The 17,241-nt window shown below is 55.2% G+C and carries 20 protein-coding genes and 1 pseudogene; 10 read left to right on the top strand and 11 right to left on the bottom strand.

All coding sequences use genetic code 11. The features are described 5' to 3' along the window. Positions 1-2 precede the first annotated feature (2 nt). On the bottom strand, positions 3-905 hold the full coding sequence (locus LSG25_RS10965) for a LysR family transcriptional regulator (protein ID WP_232744654.1): 903 nt from the start codon (positions 903-905) through the stop codon (positions 3-5). On the opposite strand from LSG25_RS10965, the gene LSG25_RS10960 reads away from it, so the two are divergent. After that, positions 877-1,053 (top strand): hypothetical protein, encoded by a 177-nt coding sequence (locus LSG25_RS10960; protein ID WP_232744780.1) that lies wholly within the window; start codon positions 877-879, stop codon positions 1,051-1,053. The genes LSG25_RS10965 and LSG25_RS10960 overlap by 29 nt on opposite strands. Positions 1,054-1,062: 9 nt before the next feature. Here the strand turns inward: LSG25_RS10960 and LSG25_RS10955 are convergent, their stop codons facing one another. Continuing rightward, a complete protein-coding gene (locus LSG25_RS10955) occupies positions 1,063-2,076 on the bottom strand; it encodes a tripartite tricarboxylate transporter substrate binding protein (RefSeq protein WP_232740972.1) in 1,014 nt (337 codons plus the stop codon). Continuing rightward, entirely contained in the window at positions 2,030-2,815 is a 786-nt protein-coding gene (locus LSG25_RS10950) for a polysaccharide deacetylase (RefSeq protein ID WP_232740971.1), read from the bottom strand. The genes LSG25_RS10955 and LSG25_RS10950 overlap by 47 nt, the downstream gene beginning before the upstream one ends. 393 nt (positions 2,816-3,208) lie before the next feature. Here LSG25_RS10950 and LSG25_RS10945 point away from each other — a divergent pair, with 393 nt between their 5' ends. Genes LSG25_RS10945 through purU form a run of 5 tightly spaced genes read left to right on the top strand, consistent with a single transcriptional unit; the run spans position 3,209 to position 9,171 of the window. Further along, positions 3,209-4,462 (top strand): sarcosine oxidase subunit beta family protein, encoded by a 1,254-nt coding sequence (locus LSG25_RS10945; RefSeq protein WP_232740970.1) that lies wholly within the window; start codon positions 3,209-3,211, stop codon positions 4,460-4,462. A 10-nt stretch (positions 4,463-4,472) separates the two neighbouring features. Beyond that, positions 4,473-4,748, top strand: coding sequence for a sarcosine oxidase subunit delta (locus tag LSG25_RS10940; RefSeq protein WP_232740969.1), 276 nt, complete (start codon positions 4,473-4,475; stop codon positions 4,746-4,748). Then, entirely contained in the window at positions 4,745-7,720 is a 2,976-nt protein-coding gene (locus tag LSG25_RS10935; RefSeq protein WP_232740968.1) for a sarcosine oxidase subunit alpha family protein, read from the top strand. Before LSG25_RS10940 ends, LSG25_RS10935 begins: the two co-directional genes overlap by 4 nt. Next, positions 7,713-8,300, top strand: a complete 588-nt coding sequence (locus LSG25_RS10930) for a sarcosine oxidase subunit gamma (RefSeq protein ID WP_232740967.1) — start codon at positions 7,713-7,715, stop codon at positions 8,298-8,300. Before LSG25_RS10935 ends, LSG25_RS10930 begins: the two co-directional genes overlap by 8 nt. A 25-nt stretch (positions 8,301-8,325) precedes the next feature. After that, positions 8,326-9,171, top strand: a complete 846-nt coding sequence (gene purU, locus LSG25_RS10925; protein WP_370635851.1) for a formyltetrahydrofolate deformylase — start codon at positions 8,326-8,328, stop codon at positions 9,169-9,171. A 149-nt stretch (positions 9,172-9,320) separates the two neighbouring features. On the opposite strand, the gene LSG25_RS10920 is transcribed toward purU, so the two are convergent. Then, on the bottom strand, positions 9,321-10,268 hold the full coding sequence (locus LSG25_RS10920; protein ID WP_232740965.1) for a LysR family transcriptional regulator: 948 nt from the start codon (positions 10,266-10,268) through the stop codon (positions 9,321-9,323). Between the two features lie 180 nt (positions 10,269-10,448). On the opposite strand from LSG25_RS10920, the pseudogene LSG25_RS10915 reads away from it, so the two are divergent. The 3 genes and pseudogenes from LSG25_RS10915 to LSG25_RS20500 form a co-directional block, all read left to right on the top strand. After that, positions 10,449-10,535, top strand: a pseudogene (locus LSG25_RS10915) (oxidoreductase); the annotation flags it as partial. Between the two features lie 73 nt (positions 10,536-10,608). Then, complete coding sequence (locus tag LSG25_RS10910; RefSeq protein WP_232740964.1) at positions 10,609-11,187, top strand: NADPH-dependent F420 reductase; 579 nt, start codon at positions 10,609-10,611, stop codon at positions 11,185-11,187. Beyond that, the gene (locus tag LSG25_RS20500) at positions 11,184-11,513 is read left to right on the top strand and encodes an SDR family oxidoreductase (protein ID WP_370635850.1); all 330 of its coding nucleotides are present in this window, start codon (positions 11,184-11,186) and stop codon (positions 11,511-11,513) included. Before LSG25_RS10910 ends, LSG25_RS20500 begins: the two co-directional genes overlap by 4 nt. Here the strand turns inward: LSG25_RS20500 and LSG25_RS10905 are convergent. Beyond that, positions 11,445-12,458 carry a zinc-binding alcohol dehydrogenase family protein gene (locus LSG25_RS10905; protein ID WP_232740963.1) on the bottom strand — a complete coding sequence of 338 codons (1,014 nt, stop codon included), beginning with the start codon at positions 12,456-12,458 and terminating at the stop codon, positions 11,445-11,447. The two genes, LSG25_RS20500 and LSG25_RS10905, sit on opposite strands and share 69 nt — an antisense overlap. 30 nt (positions 12,459-12,488) lie before the next feature. Next, complete coding sequence (locus tag LSG25_RS10900) at positions 12,489-12,929, bottom strand: heme-binding protein (RefSeq protein WP_232740962.1); 441 nt, start codon at positions 12,927-12,929, stop codon at positions 12,489-12,491. A gap of 52 nt (positions 12,930-12,981) precedes the next feature. Here LSG25_RS10900 and LSG25_RS10895 point away from each other — a divergent pair, with 52 nt between their 5' ends. After that, positions 12,982-13,923, top strand: a complete 942-nt coding sequence (locus tag LSG25_RS10895) for a LysR family transcriptional regulator (protein ID WP_370635849.1) — start codon at positions 12,982-12,984, stop codon at positions 13,921-13,923. 219 nt (positions 13,924-14,142) lie between these two features. On the opposite strand, the gene LSG25_RS10890 is transcribed toward LSG25_RS10895, so the two are convergent. The 5 genes from LSG25_RS10890 to LSG25_RS10870 form a co-directional block, all read right to left on the bottom strand. Beyond that, entirely contained in the window at positions 14,143-14,436 is a 294-nt protein-coding gene (locus LSG25_RS10890) for a HigA family addiction module antitoxin (RefSeq protein ID WP_232740961.1), read from the bottom strand. Further along, positions 14,436-14,714, bottom strand: a complete 279-nt coding sequence (locus LSG25_RS10885) for a type II toxin-antitoxin system RelE/ParE family toxin (RefSeq protein ID WP_232740960.1) — start codon at positions 14,712-14,714, stop codon at positions 14,436-14,438. Before LSG25_RS10885 ends, LSG25_RS10890 begins: the two co-directional genes overlap by 1 nt. A gap of 545 nt (positions 14,715-15,259) precedes the next feature. Then, entirely contained in the window at positions 15,260-16,036 is a 777-nt protein-coding gene (locus LSG25_RS10880; protein ID WP_232740959.1) for a hypothetical protein, read from the bottom strand. Positions 16,037-16,267: 231 nt separating this feature from the next. Then, positions 16,268-16,549: a helix-turn-helix domain-containing protein gene (locus LSG25_RS10875; RefSeq protein WP_232740958.1), complete on the bottom strand. Its 282-nt coding sequence runs from the start codon at positions 16,547-16,549 to the stop codon at positions 16,268-16,270. Next, on the bottom strand, positions 16,546-16,926 hold the full coding sequence (locus tag LSG25_RS10870) for a type II toxin-antitoxin system RelE/ParE family toxin (RefSeq protein ID WP_370636007.1): 381 nt from the start codon (positions 16,924-16,926) through the stop codon (positions 16,546-16,548). Before LSG25_RS10870 ends, LSG25_RS10875 begins: the two co-directional genes overlap by 4 nt. Positions 16,927-17,241: the final 315 nt, after the last annotated feature.

Raw genomic sequence — 17,241 nt, 5'->3', positions numbered from 1 at the left:
GATCAGCCCCCGATGTCGTCTCCAGCCTTCATGACTCCTTTTAGCCATGGCATAAGGGCGAAGAGCGGTGGCAGGCATTCGGCCCGAAGGATCTCGTGCGTTCGTTTTGTAAGCGCGCGCCCCATGGTCTCAAACTCGCCCCGGCGCACCAAAAGCGAGAGATCGCGGCTGATTCCTTCCTCGGGAAGGGGCTGTACGGAAATCCCTTCAAACTGCGGCCTGCCCTGGAGCAAATGCAAGGGGGTGGTAATTGCCCAGCCAACGCCCGCCGCGACCAGGCTGCACAGGACTTCGGCCGTTTCAACTTCGAGGCGGCGTTGATTGATCAGGCCCAATTTCTCCAGGTAACGGTCGGTCAAGAGCCCTGCGGTGGAGCGCGCGCTGTATCGAACCAGAGGCAGATTGCGCGCGATTTGTTTCAGATTTGAATGCTGCGTATATGCCGAATGCTCTTTCGGAAGAACCAGAACAAAAGGCTCGCGAAGAAGTAAAAGGCTGAGCTCTTCGGTTTTGCAACTGAGCAGTTCGGCGGATATGATGATATCCAGCTCGCGCGCGCGGAACCCGCGTAGATGCTCAGGTGAAAACCCTTGATAAACAAAAACATCGCGTGCGTACTCGCTAACGGTTCGGATGAGCGAAGGTCCGACTGTTGCTGCAAAGGAATCAAGCATGCCCATGCGTAGTCCCGGCACCGTGCCGCCGGCCTGGAGCGCGGATGTGAGATGATCTGTGTCGGCCAGTATCCGGTGCGCATGCTGGCGCAGTATCGTGCCCGAAGAGGTGAGTTGCAGTGGGCGGAACTCTCGATCAATCAATATCACGCCCAGGCCTTCTTCCATTTGGCGGATTGCCTGCGAGACAGCGGATTGCGTCATGCCCAGCTTCCTGGCCGCTGTTGTCATACTGCCCATTTCACTGACCGCCAGGAATACCCTCATGGAGCTGAGCTCGATTGTGAAGCGATTGCGCATGCCGGAAATCCTTTTCGGTTTGGCGACTTTGCATAATACGCGATACGGTATTGTGGGTGTAGACTCCGCAGCGGCCTGAAAAGGCTGTTTATTGGGGGGCGATGCCGGCTTGTTTGATTTGTTTACCCCATACGGCATGATCTTTTTTCAGGAATTTTCCGAAATCCGATGCATTGAGTGTGGAAAGTTCAAATCCGATCGAATCGAGCGCGGCGGAAAATTCGGGAGCCGCTGCAATTTCCAGGACAGCCCGGCTGACGGTTTCGATGTGTTGCGTGGAGGTGCCGCTAGGGGCAAGCAAGCCAATCCAGGAATGCATTTCGGGGAGGAAATTCAAGCCCAATTCCTTCATGGTGGGCACATCGGGGAGGTAGTGCGATCGTTTGTCGGTCAAGATGGCCAATGCGCGCAATTGATGGTTCCTAATGGCATTCAGGCTGGTCGCGAATTCGGCGCACATGAAATTGACTTGCCCGCCGAGGAGGTCGGTAATCGCCTGCGGAGTGCCTTTGTAGGGAACTGAGATCAGGTCGAGCCTGGCATTCTTTTTCAAAAGCTCTCCGCACACGGTTTGCATACCGTAGGCTGTTCCGTAGGAGAACGATTTCGTGGCCGTGCGCGCGGCATCCAGGAATTCGGCCATGGTTTTCCATGGCGCTTCCTGGCGTACCACGATGGCTAGTGGAAACCCGCCAATGCGTGCGATGGGTTTGAAGTCTGTAGTTGGGTCATAGGGGATTTTTTTGAAGAACCAGGGATTCTGTGACATCGTCGTGCCCGAGGCGGCCAGCAGCGTATAGCCATCCGGCTTCGATCTTGCGCCGCGATCGGTTCCGATAATGCCGCTCGCGCCAGGGCGATTCTCGACGATGAACGGGACGCCGAATTTTGCCTGCAAACCTTTGGCGAGCAGGCGGACAATACTATCGGTCGCGGTACCCACGGCGAATGGCACGATGATGGAAACCGGTTTTTCGGGATAGGCCGCCGCGGTGGCGGTTCCAGGCCCCGAGAAGAGGGATAAGGCAAACAGGAAAGCCCATATCGCCCGATTGCTAGGCAATCGTGGCAGCAAGCTCATCACAACGGGTAAAGTACGCATTTGGATGTTCCTTTATAAATTGGATGAAACGTTCAAGCATGCGAAGCCGGCCCGGGTGAGCAATGAGCTGAACATGCAGCGCCAAGCGAAAATACGATCCTTCCCTCTCGTAGAGGCCGCGAAAATCTTCTTTCCACATTTCCTCAACAGTCAGGGGTGGCCAGATTTGCCGGCCTGGCATCGCGCCGTACAAGAAGAAAGGGGCGTCGGCCAAGTGCCACTCGACCGGTAGTTCAACCAGGGGGAGCGGTACGCCATTGCGAACATGGCGGTAGGGCCTGGTGCTGTCGTGAAAATTGCTTGAAACCGAAACTCCCTCGTCGATCAGATAATCGATGGTGCGAGAGGTGATTTCCCACGAAGGGGCTTGCCACGTCACAGGACGGCGGCCGGTTATTTTCTCCAGGGTCTCGATGCCGGAGGCCAGCTCTTTCCTTTCCTGGCTGGCATCGAGAAGCGGCGGCGACAGATGGTTGTAGCCATGGCTCGCGACCTCATGGCCGCGCCGGAAAATTTCCGTGACGGCCTCGGGGTGCCGGTGTGCGATCAGCCCGGGAATGAAGAACGTTGACCGCACGCTGTGACGGTCGAGCACATCCAGGAGGAATTTCAGGCCTTCCCGGATTTCGTACGTGCCATGCGAAAGAAGCACCGGTTTGCCGGCGTTTTCGGGAGACTTTCCAAGCCAGCTTGACTCGGCGTCCAGATCAATACCAAATACAACCGGGAAATTTGTCATGAGCGTCTATCTCGTTGCGAATCTTGGTGGGGTCGGTGATTGACCATCATTAAATGGCGTAGCCAGCTGCAGCCAAATATCGTGGCGGTTTCTTCTTGCGTATGACGGCGGCCCAACAAGGCTTGGGTCAGATTGGCCAATTCAGCTGATTTGAAAATGGAATTTTTGTGTGTTGTGGCGCAGTTTCGTCGAAATTCATGATTTCTTGCCGCCTTATTACGGAAGATTGCCTATAAGTATTAGCAATTCTTATTAAGCGCTACGCCTCTACCCGGGTATTAATAAATCTTATTCGCCCCTCGCCTTTCTTTGATGGTGCTTGCCCAAGCCCCTGGCTATCAGGCTTACTGACATCTGTTTTAGCAATAAACCTTTTCCTTCCTGCCAATACTCATGAAGTATTCATTTCTCTCTCTCGCACGTAATGCTTTCAGCCACCATCGGGGCTGGATGCCTGCGTGGGATTCACCCGTACCGAAGAGGCACTACGATGTCATCATCGTTGGGGGAGGAGGGCATGGCCTTGCGACAGCCTATTATCTTGCCAAGCTTCATGGCGTGAAAAATATCGCGGTAGTGGAAAAAGGCTGGATCGGGGGTGGCAATACGGGCCGCAACACGACACTGATTCGTTCCAACTACCTGCTCGATACCAACGCGCGATTCTATGACTGGTCGCTCAAGCTGTGGGAGACGATGAGCCAGGAGCTCAATTACAACGTGATGTTCAGCCAGCGCGGCGTTCTCAATCTCGCGCATACCGATGCGCAGCAAGACGCTTATATTCGCCGCGGCAACGCAATGCGCATTAACGGAATCGATGCGGAATGGCTCGATCACAAGCAAGTCGAAGAAATGGTCCCGCTGCTCGACAGTAGCGAGCGGCCTCGTTACCCCGTTATCGGCGGCCTATTGCAAAAACGCGGCGGCGTTGCTCGTCATGATGCGGTAGCGTGGGGTTACGCGCGTGCGGCCAATGCGCTCGGTGTCGATATCCTGCAAAACTGTGAATGTATTGCGATCAAGCAGGAAAGCGGCAAGGTCAGGGGAATAGAGACGAATCAAGGTTTCATCGGAGCCGGCCAAGTAGGTATCGCCGTAGCCGGTCATACCAGTCAGTTGGCCAGGATGGCCGGCTTCACCCTGCCGATTGAAAGCCATTTGCTGCAAGCGTTCGTAAGCGAGCCGGTCAAACCGATCATCAATACGGTCGTGACCTACGGTGCGGGTCATTTCTACATGAGCCAATCCGACAAAGGCGAGTTGGTCATGGGCGGCGATCTGGATTTTTATAACAGTTATGCCCAAAGGGGGAACATGCCGGTTCTCGAGCATGCGACAGCTTGCGCAATGCAAATGTTTCCATTCATCAGTCGTCTACGAATGATGCGGCATTGGGGGGGCATCATGGATATGACGATGGACGGCAGTCCAATCATCAGCAAAACACCATTGCAGAATTTTTACATCGATGGCGGCTGGTGTTACGGCGGCTTCAAGGCAACCCCGGCTTCCGGATGGGTGTTCGCCCACACGATTGCTCACGACGAGCCGCACGAACTCAATCGAGGCTTCAACATGGACCGATTCGAGCACGGCCGCACTATCGACGAAAAGGGCAGCGGCCCAATCCCCAACGCACAGTAAGGCCTTTGCAATGCTTCTCATCAACTGCCCATTTTGCGGGCCGCGTAACCACACCGAATTCGACTATGGCTCGGATGCTTCCGTATTGCGCCCGGCCGACGACGCGCCCGAGTCCGAGTGGTTTGCCTATGTTTATCTGCGCAGCAATCCCAAGGGCGCGCATACGGAATATTGGCAACATGCCTTGGGCTGCCGCAGTTGGATAAAGGTCAAGCGCGATACGCTTACCCATGATATTGCCGGCGTCTCACTGGCAAATGCTCTTGCTCAACGGGAGCAGCAATGAAACAAGCCTTTCGCCTGAAGCAGGGCGGCCTGGTCGATCGCTCGAAGACCATTTCGTTTTTGTTCGATGGCGTGCGCTACGAAGGCCATCCGGGAGATACGCTGGCAGCCGCATTAATGGCCAATGGGGTAAAACTCGTAGGCCGCAGTTTCAAGTATCATCGTCCGCGCGGTATTGTCGCCGCCGGGGTTGAAGAGCCCAATGCGCTGGTGCGCTTGCGCAGCGGTGCGCGCGCCGAACCCAATACTCGCGCCACGGCCATTGAACTGTACGAAGGGCTCGTGGCGGAAAGCCAAAATCGTTGGCCTTCCTTGAAGTTGGACCTGATGGCCATCAACAACTTGCTGTCGCCCTTGTTTCCGGCCGGGTTTTATTACAAAACATTTATGTGGCCCGCACGGCTATGGCCAAGCTATGAGCGCGTGATTCGCAATGCGGCGGGAATGGGTGTGGCGACAAGGCAAGACGATCCGGACCATTACGAGAAACGCTTTGCCTGCTGCGACGTCCTTGTCGTGGGCGCCGGCGCAGCCGGCCTGGCGGCAGCTGGCGTAGCGATGCGAGCGGGGGCGAAGGTTTTTCTCGTCGATGAAAATGCAAGCCTGGGCGGCTCGCTGTTAAGCCAGGGTACGCATATCGACAATATTCCTGCGCCGCAGTGGGCGCGCGACACGGCTGCCAGCTTATCCGCCAGCAGCCGTGTCACTGTTTTGCCCCGCACCACGGCATTCGGGTATTACGACCACAATATGGTGTCGCTCATCGAGCGCGTGGCCGATCATGTTGCGGTACCCGAGCCGCAGCAGCCACGCCAGCGGCTATGGCAGATCCGCGCCAAACGCGTCGTGCTTGCCACCGGCGCGATTGAACGCCCGCTGGTTTTTGGAAACAACGATTTGCCGGGCGTAATGCTGGCATCCGCCATTCGCACCTATGCCAACCATTATGGCGTGGCGGCAGGCCGGCGCATTGTGCTGTTCGTTAACAATAACAGTGCCTATCCGGCCGCATTCGACCTTGCCAGGCTCGGCATCGACGTTGTAGCCATTGTCGATGTGCGGCGCACGATCCCGGCGGCGATTGCGGAACAAGTCCGATCCTTGGGCATCGCCTTGCACCAGGAATCCATCGTGTTGCGGGCTCTGGGCCGCGGCTGCGTCAAAGGCGCCGAAATCGCTTTGCGGGACGGCAGCCGCAGAACACGCATCGCATGCGATGTCATCGGCACGGCCGGCGGTTGGGCTCCTTCCTTGCACCTGCACTCGCAATCGGGCGGCAAGGCCGTCTACGATGAGCGCATTGCCACCTTCATTCCCGGACCGTGCAAGCAGGCGGCCATTTCCGCTGGCGCCGCACGCGGCGTATTTCAATTGCGCGAAGTGTTGAGGGACGGTGCCGCGGCGGCGACGTCGGCGTGCGCGGATCTGGGACTGAAACAGCAAGCGCCAGACATGATCGTGGGGGGTGACGAGCCTGACCTGGATATCGAGGCTTTTTGGCTTGCGCCGCAACCCATGGGAGTCAAGGCGAAGCAATTCGTCGATCTCCAGGACGACGTAACCGTGAACGACGTTGCGCTGGCCGCTCGTGAAAATTTCCGCTCGGTGGAGCATCTGAAACGTTACACGACGCTGGGCATGGGTACCGATCAGGGGAAGACCAGCAACATCAATGGGCTTGCTCTGATGGCGCTTGCACGGCAAGAGCCGATTCCGGTCGTTGGGACCACCACTTTCCGGCCTCCCTACACGCCGGTGACGCTCGGTGCGTTTGTGGGCCGCCAGATAGGTAAAGGTTTTTCCGCCACACGGATCTCTCCCATGCACCAGTGGCACCTGGACAACGGCGCAGTCATGGCATCGGCGGGACAATGGCTGAGGCCCAAGACCTATGTCGGCCCGGGTGAAACCTATGCGCAAGCATGGCGGCGTGAAACGCTTGCCGTACGCCGCGGAGTGGGAATCGCCGATGTTTCCACACTGGGGAAAATCGACGTCCAGGGGCCGGATGCGGCAATATTCCTTGACCTGGTGTACAGCAACCGGTTTTCTACCCTGAAGCCTGGCCGCGCGCGTTATGGATTGATGCTGCGCGACGATGGCATCGTACTGGATGATGGCACCACATCGCGGTTCGCGGAAGACCGGTTTTTCATGACCACCACCACGGCCCATGCGGGCAAAGTATTGGCTGGCCTGGAGTTCCTGCTTGCCACGGCTTATCAAAAATTACGCGTGCGAGTGACGTCGCTCACGGATCAGTATGCACAAATCGCACTGGCCGGCCCCAAGAGTCGAGCTGTCCTGGAGGCATTGCTTCCCGGTGTCGATGTGTCGGATGCGGTGTTGCCGCACATGGGCGTGCTGGAAACGAGCCTGGCCCATATACCACTGAATGTATTTCGTCTGAGCTACTCGGGCGAAATGGCATATGAACTGAACATTCCGGCGGGATATGGAATGGCGCTTTGGATGCGGCTGTGCGAAGCGGGAAAGCCGTTTGGAATTACGCCCTACGGCACGGAAGCGATGGGGGTCATGCGGATCGAGAAAGGCCACGTGGCGGGGCCGGAGATCGATGGAAGAACGACGGCCGACGACCTGGGTCTGGGTAAATTGGCAAGCAAGGCCGAGCCCTTTATCGGTAAGCCGCTGATGCATCGCGAAGGCCTGATATCGCCGGAACGGCCGAAGCTGGTTGGTGTAATGTCAACGTCGCCAGGCGCAAAAATCGTTGCCGGATCGGCTATCGTCCAGGAGCCTGTGGCCGCATCGGTGTCGCTAGGCTGGGTCTCGTCGTCTACGTATAGCCCAACGCTGGATACGCATATCGGGATTGCGTTCATCAAGAATGGCCGCGCGCTTATAGGCCAGAAGTTGACCGCATGGTCGCCCCTGCACAACTACTCATGTGAAGTGGTGGTGGGTGAGCCGGTGTTCTACGATCCTTCCGGGGAAAAACTTCATGGTTGATCATCCTCTTCAATACCAAAGCGCGCTGGCGGATTCGCCAGTCGTCGGAGAGCTTCCCGTGCGTAAGCATCGCATGGGGCTGTCAGAGCTCCCGGTCGATTGCGTGCTGGTTGCCGCCTATGCCGGGTCGCCCGACATCGCGCCGAGCATCGCGCGCATTGCCGGCGTCGCGGCGCCTGGCGCGCCCGGACTGGCTTCAATAGCCGGGCCTGTTTCAATGCTGCCGATTGCGCCCAATACCTGGCAAATCGCGACAACGCCCAATACCGGCACCGCGATTGCTCTTGCACTGAAAAGCGAACTGGGCAGCCTGGCTGCGGTAACTGATCTTTCCTTTGGCCGAATCGTTGCGATCGCGCTTCGCGGCGACGATTCCCATCTTGTGCTCGAGAAAGGGATAGGCATCGACTTCTCTGACGCGGCTTTTGCGGCAGGACGTGTCGTTGCGACAGGGCTGCATGCGGTGCACGTGCTGATCGTCAAAACCACGCCGGGCAGCTTCCACATATTGGTGCCGCGCAGCTTTGCGCTCAGCATCCTGGAATGGCTTGTCGATGCCATCGAAGAATTCAAGGTCTGATTTTTGGCAGGAGTTTATGGAAGTCGTGTGTAAAAAATTTGTTTTGCTCTTATCGTGCCTGGATCGCCCCGGCATCGTTCATGCTGTCGCTGGATTCCTGGCTGATCGTGGTTGCAATATTCTCGACAGTGCCCAGTTCGGCGATGTAAGCAACAACCGGTTTTTCATTCGGGTATGTTTTTCCAGTACGCATAGCCGTGAACGACTTGCCGGCGAGTTCACGGAACTGGCGGATGCCTTTGCGATGCAGTGGAGCCTGAACGATACGACCATCAGGCCGGGTGTTGTGATCATGGTGTCGAAGTTCGGACATTGCCTGAACGATTTATTGTTTCGGCATGGTTCCGGATTGCTGCACGTTGATATCCGCGCCATTGTCTCGAACCATCCCGATTTTTATTCGCTCGCTACCTCGTACAACATACCTTTCCATTGTTTTCCTCTGGATCCGGGCAAGAAGGCCGAGCAAGAGGATAGGGTGCTCGATGTCATCGAGTCGACGAAGTCGGACTTTGTGGTGCTTGCGCGCTATATGCAGATTCTCTCTGACAATTTCTGCAGCAAGCTTGTAGGGCGTGCGATCAACATTCACCATTCGTTCCTGCCTGGGTTCAAGGGAGCCAGGCCCTACCATCAGGCATACGAGCGCGGGGTAAAAGTGATCGGCGCGACCGCGCACTACGTAACGGCCGAACTCGATGAAGGGCCGATAATCGGACAGGAGGTAATCCGCGTCGACCATGCCTTCGACCCCGAAACACTCGCCAACATCGGACGGGACGCCGAATGCATTGCCCTGGCGCATGCTGTCAAGTGGCATGCCGAGCATAGAATCATTCTGAACGGCCGCAAGACCGTTGTGTTCCGCTAGCCTGGAAATTCCAGGCTGGCTGGTCCATTGTCTGGTGCGTTTTTGGTTCGGGTTGTTTACGGGATTCGATGGGTTGGTATTGGTATTTAAAGACATCGTCTATCGGGGCTTGGGTCAGGGCCGGCACGGCGTGCTTCATCCGGATCTATTCAGGCTTTTGCGCCTTTGCCTGAGACGGAGCGCCGCCTGGTTTTCTTTGGGATGCACTGAGGTTCGCCAAGGAGCTCGACCAGCCGCGACTCGCATGGGGAGAGGTCATACCCCCGTCGTTGCGAGATCATGAACGTGAGCGAACCGATGTGCCAGGCGCGGCGTTCAAGTTCCACGAGCTGTCCGCTCGCCAGATCCTCGCCAACGAGGTGCCGCGGCAAGTGTCCCCAGCCGAGACCGGCCTTGAGAAGATCACGCTTGGCACCGAGATCATTGACCAGCCACTGGCGCTTGCCGGCGACTCCCTGTTGGGTCTTTTCCGCTCCCGGCTGGTTGTCCGTCACTACGATCTGAATATGTCCACCAAACTCGTCCATCGGGATGGGTTTCGGTGTCGAAGCGAGTGGATGGGATGGCGCACATACCGTCACCATCTTCGCCTCACACAGCCAACGGCGTTCCATGGCATCCGGGTTCACCTCCGTCACGTTCTCGATCGTGACGGCAAGGGCACACATCTTTTGGAGCACCAGGTTCTCGCCGCCCTGCATGCTCGTGATTCGCAGGTCGATCGCTGCAGTGTGGAACTCTTCTTGCAGCGTCCGCAAACAGTCGATCAGGTGGGCGCGCGGGAAGTAGGTATCGATCGCAATCGAAACCTGTGGCGCCCCGGTTCTGGCGATCGAGCCGGCGCGGTTCTTCATTTCTTCCGTGCGTGAGATTACCGCCCGCGCGTCCGGCAAGAGGCTGCGCCCCGCCGCGGTGAGCTGCGCCTTTCGTGTATTTCGCTCGAACAACTCGACATCAAACGCGCTTTCCAGCGCCTTGATCGCGTGGCTGATGGCTGACTGTGCGCGTCTGAGCTTCCGCGCCGCACCCGAAAAGCTTCCCTGATCGCATACCGCAACGAACGCGCGCAGTTGGTTGATGGTGACATTGTCGAGCATATATATCTAAAAAGTAGATTGAATTAAGCGATTTTTCGTCAATTGTATTGATGTGTCAATAGGCCCATACTCGCTTTGACACTGAGTAAGCAGTTCCCTGCTTCCGTACAACTCCAAGGATGCACGACATGACCAGGCTGAATGGAAAGACCGCTGTGATCACCGGTGGCGCTACCGGCATCGGCCGCTGCCTTTCTCGCGTCGCAGGACAGCAGCTTCATGACCGCCAGCGAGGTCGCCGTCGATGGCGGCCTGGCACAAATCTGACGCGCTACGCCCGGCCGGCCACTCCAATTCGATATTTGGAGCCCGTAGGGCGTGGTAAACCCAAGGAGAATATATGAGCTATGCAATTATTGGCTTCGGCAAGATCGGCCAGGCTCTCGCCCGCGCCTTTGCCCGCAAGAACATCGAAATCGCCGTCGCCAGCCGGCGACCGCCCGAAGCGTTGATGCCGGAGGCACAGGCGATCGGGTCCACGGTCATCCCCAAGACGCTGCAGGAAGCAATCAAGGCCGAGTTGATTTTTCTGGCGGTCCCCTTCGGGGAACATCGCGAGGTCGCCCAAAATCTGGCGAGCTGGCAGGGCAGGACAATTGTCGACGCGATGAATGGTTTTGGCGTCTCCTCTGCCGTGGCCGCCAAAGCCTTCCCCGGTGCCCGGTTCGTGAAGGGCTTCAACCATCTCCTCGCCGGCACCCTGGCTACCGACCCGCACGTCAATGGCGGTCGGCGGGTCGTGTTCCTGTCGGGCGACGACGAAGGTGCTGCAGCGTCGGTGGCGGCGGTTGCCGAACAACTCGGTTTCGCGCCCGTCAATCTCGGGAAGCTCGAAGAGGGTGGCGCGCTTGTGCAGGCGCGCGAGGACAAGAGCTGGGGGCCTTTGATCTTCCAGGACTTATTCAAGAAGGAGCCGTGAGCGATGTACGGCCGCCGCGGCAAGTTCGTGATCACCCACTCGCGCCGAGCGGCATCCGTGTGAATGTCGTATCGCCCGGCATCATCTCGACGCCGGGTTCCTACGAGTTTAGCAAAACGATTCCGGGATTTTCCCCTGATGATTGGCTCCGGAATATTCCGTTGGGTTGCATCGGCGCCACCGAAGACATCGCTGAGGTCGTCGCACTGCTCGTGGCGATTGTTCACCCGCCTCATGCGCAGCTCGTCGAAGCCACGTCACTCTCTGGTAACGACAACCTTACCGATCATGTCGCCGGCCTCCACCAAACGATGGGCGTCGCGTAGCGTCAATGCATTGAAACCGGTTATACGTTTCGTTAATGTATGTTTGATGTCGCCCGCATCCACTAGTTGAGCTAATCGGTTTAGCAGTGCGTGCTGCCGCTCGATGGTGCGGGTCTTAAAGATTGGACGCGTGTACATCAACTCCCAATGAATGGAAATGGATTTTGCTTTGAATGGTCCGATGTCGAGATTCTCCGCATCATCTATTAACGCAAATTGCCCCTCTGGTCGCATTGCTTCAGCGATCTGTGCGATGTATCTTGCGCTGTAGTTGAGCCCTACAACGTGCGAGACTTCTTTAATACCTAACTCGGCAAGCTGAGGTACCCAAGGCTGATGATGATCGATCACATAGTGAGCACCGTGCTGCAACACCCAGTCACGCGTTTCCGGTCTTGATGCCGTACCGATAACAGTCAACCCTGTTAGACGTCGTGCGAGTTGCGTCAGGATTGAGCCGACACCGCCAGCGGCACCCGTTACGAGCAATACATTGTGCTCGGTTGGGTCTGCTGCATGTGCCTGAAGTCGATCAAACAGCAATTCCCAAGCAGTAATCGCTGTCAGCGGTAACGATGCAGCTTCGGCGAAGTCGAGCGAGACAGGCATTAGTCCAACAATGCGTTCGTCGACAGTCTGCAGTTCGGAGTTGCTGCCCGGCCGGTTAATGTCGCCCGCATACCAGACGCGATCGCCGGGGGCAAATCGAGTCGATTTAGCGCCGACCTTTCGAACGATGCCGGCAGCGTCCCATCCAATAATTCGTGGTCGATCCGGCGGGATTGTGCCTCCCATGCGAATTTTCGTATCGACGGGATTGACGGAAACCGCCTTGACCTCGACTAGCAGATCGAAGTCGCCTAACTCTGGCACCTCAATATCGACATCGACAAGTGAATCAGGGTGGTCCACAGGGTGATTCTTATAAAAACCGATTGCTTTCATGATTTGGCCTTGTTGTAAGCGTTTGTCCGATCAAGCTACTTCGAACCCTAATGAGCGAAGTGCTTTCTCGGCTGCCTGCCGATCCTGTAGTGCGTTACCGCCAGAGATGCCGATGCCGCCGATGACCTTGCCACCTTCTACAATCGCGCAACCGCCTCCTACGGAAACGACGCGCGGTCGATGAGCCAGCTGAGATACTTTGCTGTCTTGCAGAATGTCATTCCACACATGAGTCCCTAAACCGAATGACGAAACCGTCCAAGCTTTATCGATAGCGACATCAATGCTCAAAAATGGGGCGCCGTCGGCGCGTTCAAAGGAGACCAGATGTCCGGCTGCGTCGGTAACCGCAATCGAAACAATTATTCCCAGTTCTGCTGAGGCCGAACGGGCAGCCGTTACAAGCGCGTTGGCGGTTTCTGATCGTACAGTTGGTGTGGAAAAGCTCTTGCTTGAAGTAGTTGTAGTCATGATGTTCCTGTCTTTAAAAGAATGTTCCGAACTCAGGTCGACAGGTTAGCAAATGAAATTTAAAATGATAATAGCGTTGTATTACTATTACTTTCAAATGAAAATTGAAAATCTAAGTGATCTGCTAGTTATCCTTCACACCGCACGCACAGGCTCATTAACTGGCGCGGCAGCAGCGCTAGGAATGACGCCGTCGGCGGCAAGTGCTGCGCTTAAGCGGGTCGAGAGCCAACTCAGTACCCGATTGTTCGAACGTTCTACTCGCGCTATGCGTATTACGGACGAAGGGCGAATATTGCTGGACTATGCCCAGCGTGCGTTCGACTTGCTTAGCGAAGCCGAAACTCAGGTAGGTATCGATCAAGCCGAGCTTGTAGGAGTTGTAAGGCTCGCAGCCCCGTCGGACTTAACGCGTAGTGTACTGATGCCATGGCTAAATGAATTTTTAAATTTGCACCCGGCGGTGGAATTGCAGCTGCACGTGGGCGATAGGCCGATGGATGTGGTGCGCGACGAAGTCGATCTGGCATTGCGCTACGGCGAGCTGCCGGACTCTCAATTGGTTGGCCGCCTGTTGGTGGCCCCTCAGGCCGTGTTATGCGCGTCCCCTGAGTATTTACAACGTCATGGCACACCGTTATCGCCGCATGATTTAAAGCACCATAACTGCCTAACCTATATGCGCGGCGGTCAACCTCATCGCTTGTGGCGTTTTGAGCGAGGCGGGGTTGTCACTGACGTGCGGGTGAGCGGTGACCGTAGTGCTGATGACGCCTCTCTTGCTCGTGCCTGGGCAGTAGCTGGGTACGGAATACTTTTCAAGACAAGGTTAGAGTTAGAAGACGAGTTGTCCGATGGGGAACTCATTCCACTTTTAACAGAATGGAATACTGAGATCTATCCACTGCATGCCTTACTGCCTAGCGCTCGGTTTGTGCCGGCGCGAGTACGCGCACTCGTTGAATTTTTGGTGAACAAGTTTAGATCACGATGAAACCAATGATGACCCATCGCGAAACTGCGTGGGGCAATTGCTTGCTTATCCCAATGCCAGAAGTCTTTGCCTTCTTCCTGGTAGTGCTTGATAGACAACAATGCTGGATCGGGTCATGCATCCCAGGATATTGGCGACCGATGCAATTCCGCATCCGGTGATTTCTTCTTGCACGACTGGCTTGGATACCGACATGCTGGTAGTTGGCAACCAAAGGTACTAGGCTCCGGCGAATTGGAGTTTGCCGACACCTTGCAAATTAACGTGCTGGCGAGCGAGCCACAAGTCGTAAGCGTCCTGCATAGTCAGCCAGCTTTCCGGGCTGCGCCCAAGTGACTTGGAAAGGCGAAGCGCCATTTCGGGCGTCACACGAGAAGTGCCGTTGAGTACTCGGCTGAGGGTAGAGGCGGCTACGCCAAGTGCTTGAGCAAGTTCGCGCCCGCTGATATTGTTGGGCTCAAGGTAGATGCCAGAGATAAATTCACCGGGGTGGGGTGGATTGTGCATGTTCATCAGTGATAGTCCTCATAGTCCAGCACATAGGCGTTTCCGTCTTCAAACTCAAAGGTGATACGCCAGTTTCCGTTGACGGTGATTGACCAGCGGTCTTTCATTGAGCCTTTGAGGGGATGGAGCCTAAATCCTGGGATGTCCATGTCTTCGATAACCTGAGCGGTATCAAGGGCGGACAGTTGTAGACGAAGGCGTTTGGCATGGCTTACTTGAACGCCGGATGCGTTGCCAGTCTCGAACAGCCGACGAAGGCCTTTGTGCCGAAAGCTCTTGATCATAGGATAATTGTAGTGTGTTGCGCATCACGAATCAATAGGGCAAGCCCAGGGCCACCATGGAACGCTAGGTCTGACGGGGCTTTGCGGCCGACTAAAGAAGTCGGAAAAGGCGGACTTCGGAACAAAAACAAACTTTGGAATAAAAGTCGAGGCAAAAAAAACTTACTCAATGTAAGTGCTTTTTTTTACTGAATTCTTTGGCGGAGCGGACGGGACTCGAACCCGCGACCCCCGGCGTGACAGGCCCATTGTCGAAGTCAATGTTTATGCAGGTTTACAGCCGCATCCTATTCCAAAAACGTGTTGGTTTGATGTCGCTTCATGCGGTTTGGCGTAGTTTCATTCCAAAGTTTTTTGAAGTGAAATTCATGCTCAGCCTTGCTCCTGGGATGGGCCTGCAAGTGGTCATGTTATATCCTTCAATAATGATTTCTGGCGAAAGAGAGATGCAGGATGGTGGCTGCTTTCGATCCATTGCAGACACAGACAGTTACTAACGCCTACGTTAACGGGCAGGAAGCTGCGCAGCTGGTTTGGCGTCCTGGTTAAAAACAAGAGGGACCACTGTGAAGATGCTCTACATAAACAATACGATTCGGCTGCACTATAGAGTTCCGACCGTCAAAGCAAGTGTTTGCTGGACCGCTCAGTTCCATTTTGTTATGGGCCAAATAGGCATAGTAGATTGCAGATTTCAGACCGTACTGATCCTCTGGATCTTCAGACCAAAATTTCACAATAGTTGGCACGAGGCCAGCCTCTACTAGCTGCTGAATATTTTCGTTATACAGCTGCTCATAACCGTTGCAAATGTCTTCCACGATCTCTGGTGTTTTTAGATAGTCATGATTTCCGGCCAATTCAGCGAATCCGCCAATAGCCTTAACAAGCATTGAATAAGGCCCCCAATGAAGCGAGTCGGTTGTCTTGAATGTGTATTGAAAGTCAGCAACACCATTTATAGCCATTTCCCTCAAACGACTTGCATGATTGGTTTTACTTAAAATCTTGTAAAGCATTTCCCATATACGAGGCAAGGCTTCATTGAGAGGCAAGATGCCATCTTGAAAAGAAGTGCCCTCTGGGACGCGAGTCAGGTGGAACCAATATGTCCTAGTAATAGGGTTCTTTGGTTGGCCAAAGATATCCTCCAGAAGGCGCTTCATTTCATGAGCGCCATCTCCTTCTGATCTTTTTCTCTCGAAGTGCTGCTCTATGTCGAAATGATCAAAGAAGTCAATGATCTGCTCAGGCTGAACGTCATATATTTCTGCGATGCAAGATATGGTCGATTCAACGGTTTCACAATCTAAATACGCCATGGAAAACCTAACTATATTTAAACGACAATCCATACGCGGTTGTCACTCAGATAAAAAATTTAGCTGCAGCAATGGTGCTAGAAAAGCCGACTATAGTTTTCAAGCAAACCTAGAAAGTCCAACGTTACAGTCTTCGATGAGTCCAGAAAGCAAATGGCTGAATGACTAGTTCTGGCCGACAGCGGATCTGTCTCGTCTCCATGAGTCCAATGTAAGCATGCGTCGGCGCCTTCAGGCAGACTCAAACACACGCATTTCAATGTGCAGCCCAGCTGCGGCGGCCATGTTCACCAGCGCATCAAGACCAAAAACGTTGATTTTTCCACGCATCAGATCAGAGACACGGGGCTGGGTCACGCCCAAAAGCTTGGCGGCTTCGGCCTGGCTCATCTTGACACGAGTTATGTGCTGCTTCAGCGCAGTCATGAGGGCTGAACGAAGCTTCATGTTTTCCGCTTCTTCCTGGGTGTCCTCGATGGCATCCCAGACGTTAGAAAATCGTTGGCTGCTCATTTGTTTAGCTCCTGCAACAGGTCCCGATAACGTTTCGAGGCCAAATCTATATCCGCCTTACTGGTTTTTTCCGTCTTCTTCTGAAAGCAGTGGATCACATAGACAGCATCGGCGAACTTGGCAATGTAGATGACCCTGAAGGTGCCGGCACTATCGCGAACGCGGATTTCCCTGACACCTTGGCCTACTGTGTTCATAGGCTTCCAGTCATCCGGGTCCGAGCCGTTCTGAACTTGATCGATCTGGTGGCCAGCTTCGCGCCTGGCAGAAAGAGGGAAGGCGCGAAGATCATCAAGTGAGCTTCCCAGAAACTCGATAGGCTTAAGGGCGGGCATGGGTAGTTTATACAATATTTTGTATATGACTGCAAGCGTCATATTCACGAACCATCATGGATATCGCTGGCGATCGCTAGTGCCGCTCACAGCCTTCCCCGACTATCTCGCAGGTGTTGCTTCGCGTAATCTGCGGCGGCTTGTGAGGCAGGTGCCGGGTCTGTCCGACAAACGGCTACGCCGGAGAACGCGGATCGGCTTTTTGCCAAACTGCAGCAAGGCAGCGCAGCTGAATTTCCATTTCTGTTTGAGATTTTAGCCTTTACCTCGCAGAGCTAGGCCTGGCGCGGCTTAACCACCGGTAAAGAGGCTGAAAAAGGGGAGTTTTGGAATGAAACCTAGCGGTTTGGAAGAAAA

The sequence above is a fragment of the Paralcaligenes sp. KSB-10 genome (genome assembly GCF_021266465.1).
Lineage (GTDB): Bacteria > Pseudomonadota > Gammaproteobacteria > Burkholderiales > Burkholderiaceae_B.
The sequence above is the reverse complement of the archived record's forward strand: the minus strand, read 5'-3'. Positions and strand labels throughout refer to the sequence as shown.

Coding starts and splice junctions, on each gene's coding strand:
- LSG25_RS10890 (WP_232740961.1), bottom strand. CDS start 14,436: ATGAACATGCACAATCCACCCCACCCCGGTGAATTTATCTCTGGCATC.
- LSG25_RS10910 (WP_232740964.1), top strand. CDS start 10,609: ATGAGCTATGCAATTATTGGCTTCGGCAAGATCGGCCAGGCTCTCGCC.
- LSG25_RS10955 (WP_232740972.1), bottom strand. CDS start 2,076: ATGCGTACTTTACCCGTTGTGATGAGCTTGCTGCCACGATTGCCTAGC.
- LSG25_RS10950 (WP_232740971.1), bottom strand. CDS start 2,815: ATGACAAATTTCCCGGTTGTATTTGGTATTGATCTGGACGCCGAGTCA.
- LSG25_RS10875 (WP_232740958.1), bottom strand. CDS start 16,549: ATGAGCAGCCAACGATTTTCTAACGTCTGGGATGCCATCGAGGACACC.
- LSG25_RS10870 (WP_370636007.1), bottom strand. CDS start 16,926: ATGACGCTTGCAGTCATATACAAAATATTGTATAAACTACCCATGCCC.
- LSG25_RS10895 (WP_370635849.1), top strand. CDS start 12,982: ATGAAATTTAAAATGATAATAGCGTTGTATTACTATTACTTTCAAATG.
- LSG25_RS10905 (WP_232740963.1), bottom strand. CDS start 12,458: ATGAAAGCAATCGGTTTTTATAAGAATCACCCTGTGGACCACCCTGAT.
- LSG25_RS10880 (WP_232740959.1), bottom strand. CDS start 16,036: ATGGCGTATTTAGATTGTGAAACCGTTGAATCGACCATATCTTGCATC.
- LSG25_RS10935 (WP_232740968.1), top strand. CDS start 4,745: ATGAAACAAGCCTTTCGCCTGAAGCAGGGCGGCCTGGTCGATCGCTCG.
- LSG25_RS10945 (WP_232740970.1), top strand. CDS start 3,209: ATGAAGTATTCATTTCTCTCTCTCGCACGTAATGCTTTCAGCCACCAT.
- LSG25_RS10930 (WP_232740967.1), top strand. CDS start 7,713: ATGGTTGATCATCCTCTTCAATACCAAAGCGCGCTGGCGGATTCGCCA.
- LSG25_RS10920 (WP_232740965.1), bottom strand. CDS start 10,268: ATGCTCGACAATGTCACCATCAACCAACTGCGCGCGTTCGTTGCGGTA.
- LSG25_RS10900 (WP_232740962.1), bottom strand. CDS start 12,929: ATGACTACAACTACTTCAAGCAAGAGCTTTTCCACACCAACTGTACGA.
- LSG25_RS10965 (WP_232744654.1), bottom strand. CDS start 905: ATGACAACAGCGGCCAGGAAGCTGGGCATGACGCAATCCGCTGTCTCG.
- LSG25_RS10960 (WP_232744780.1), top strand. CDS start 877: ATGCCCAGCTTCCTGGCCGCTGTTGTCATACTGCCCATTTCACTGACC.
- LSG25_RS10940 (WP_232740969.1), top strand. CDS start 4,473: ATGCTTCTCATCAACTGCCCATTTTGCGGGCCGCGTAACCACACCGAA.
- LSG25_RS10885 (WP_232740960.1), bottom strand. CDS start 14,714: ATGATCAAGAGCTTTCGGCACAAAGGCCTTCGTCGGCTGTTCGAGACT.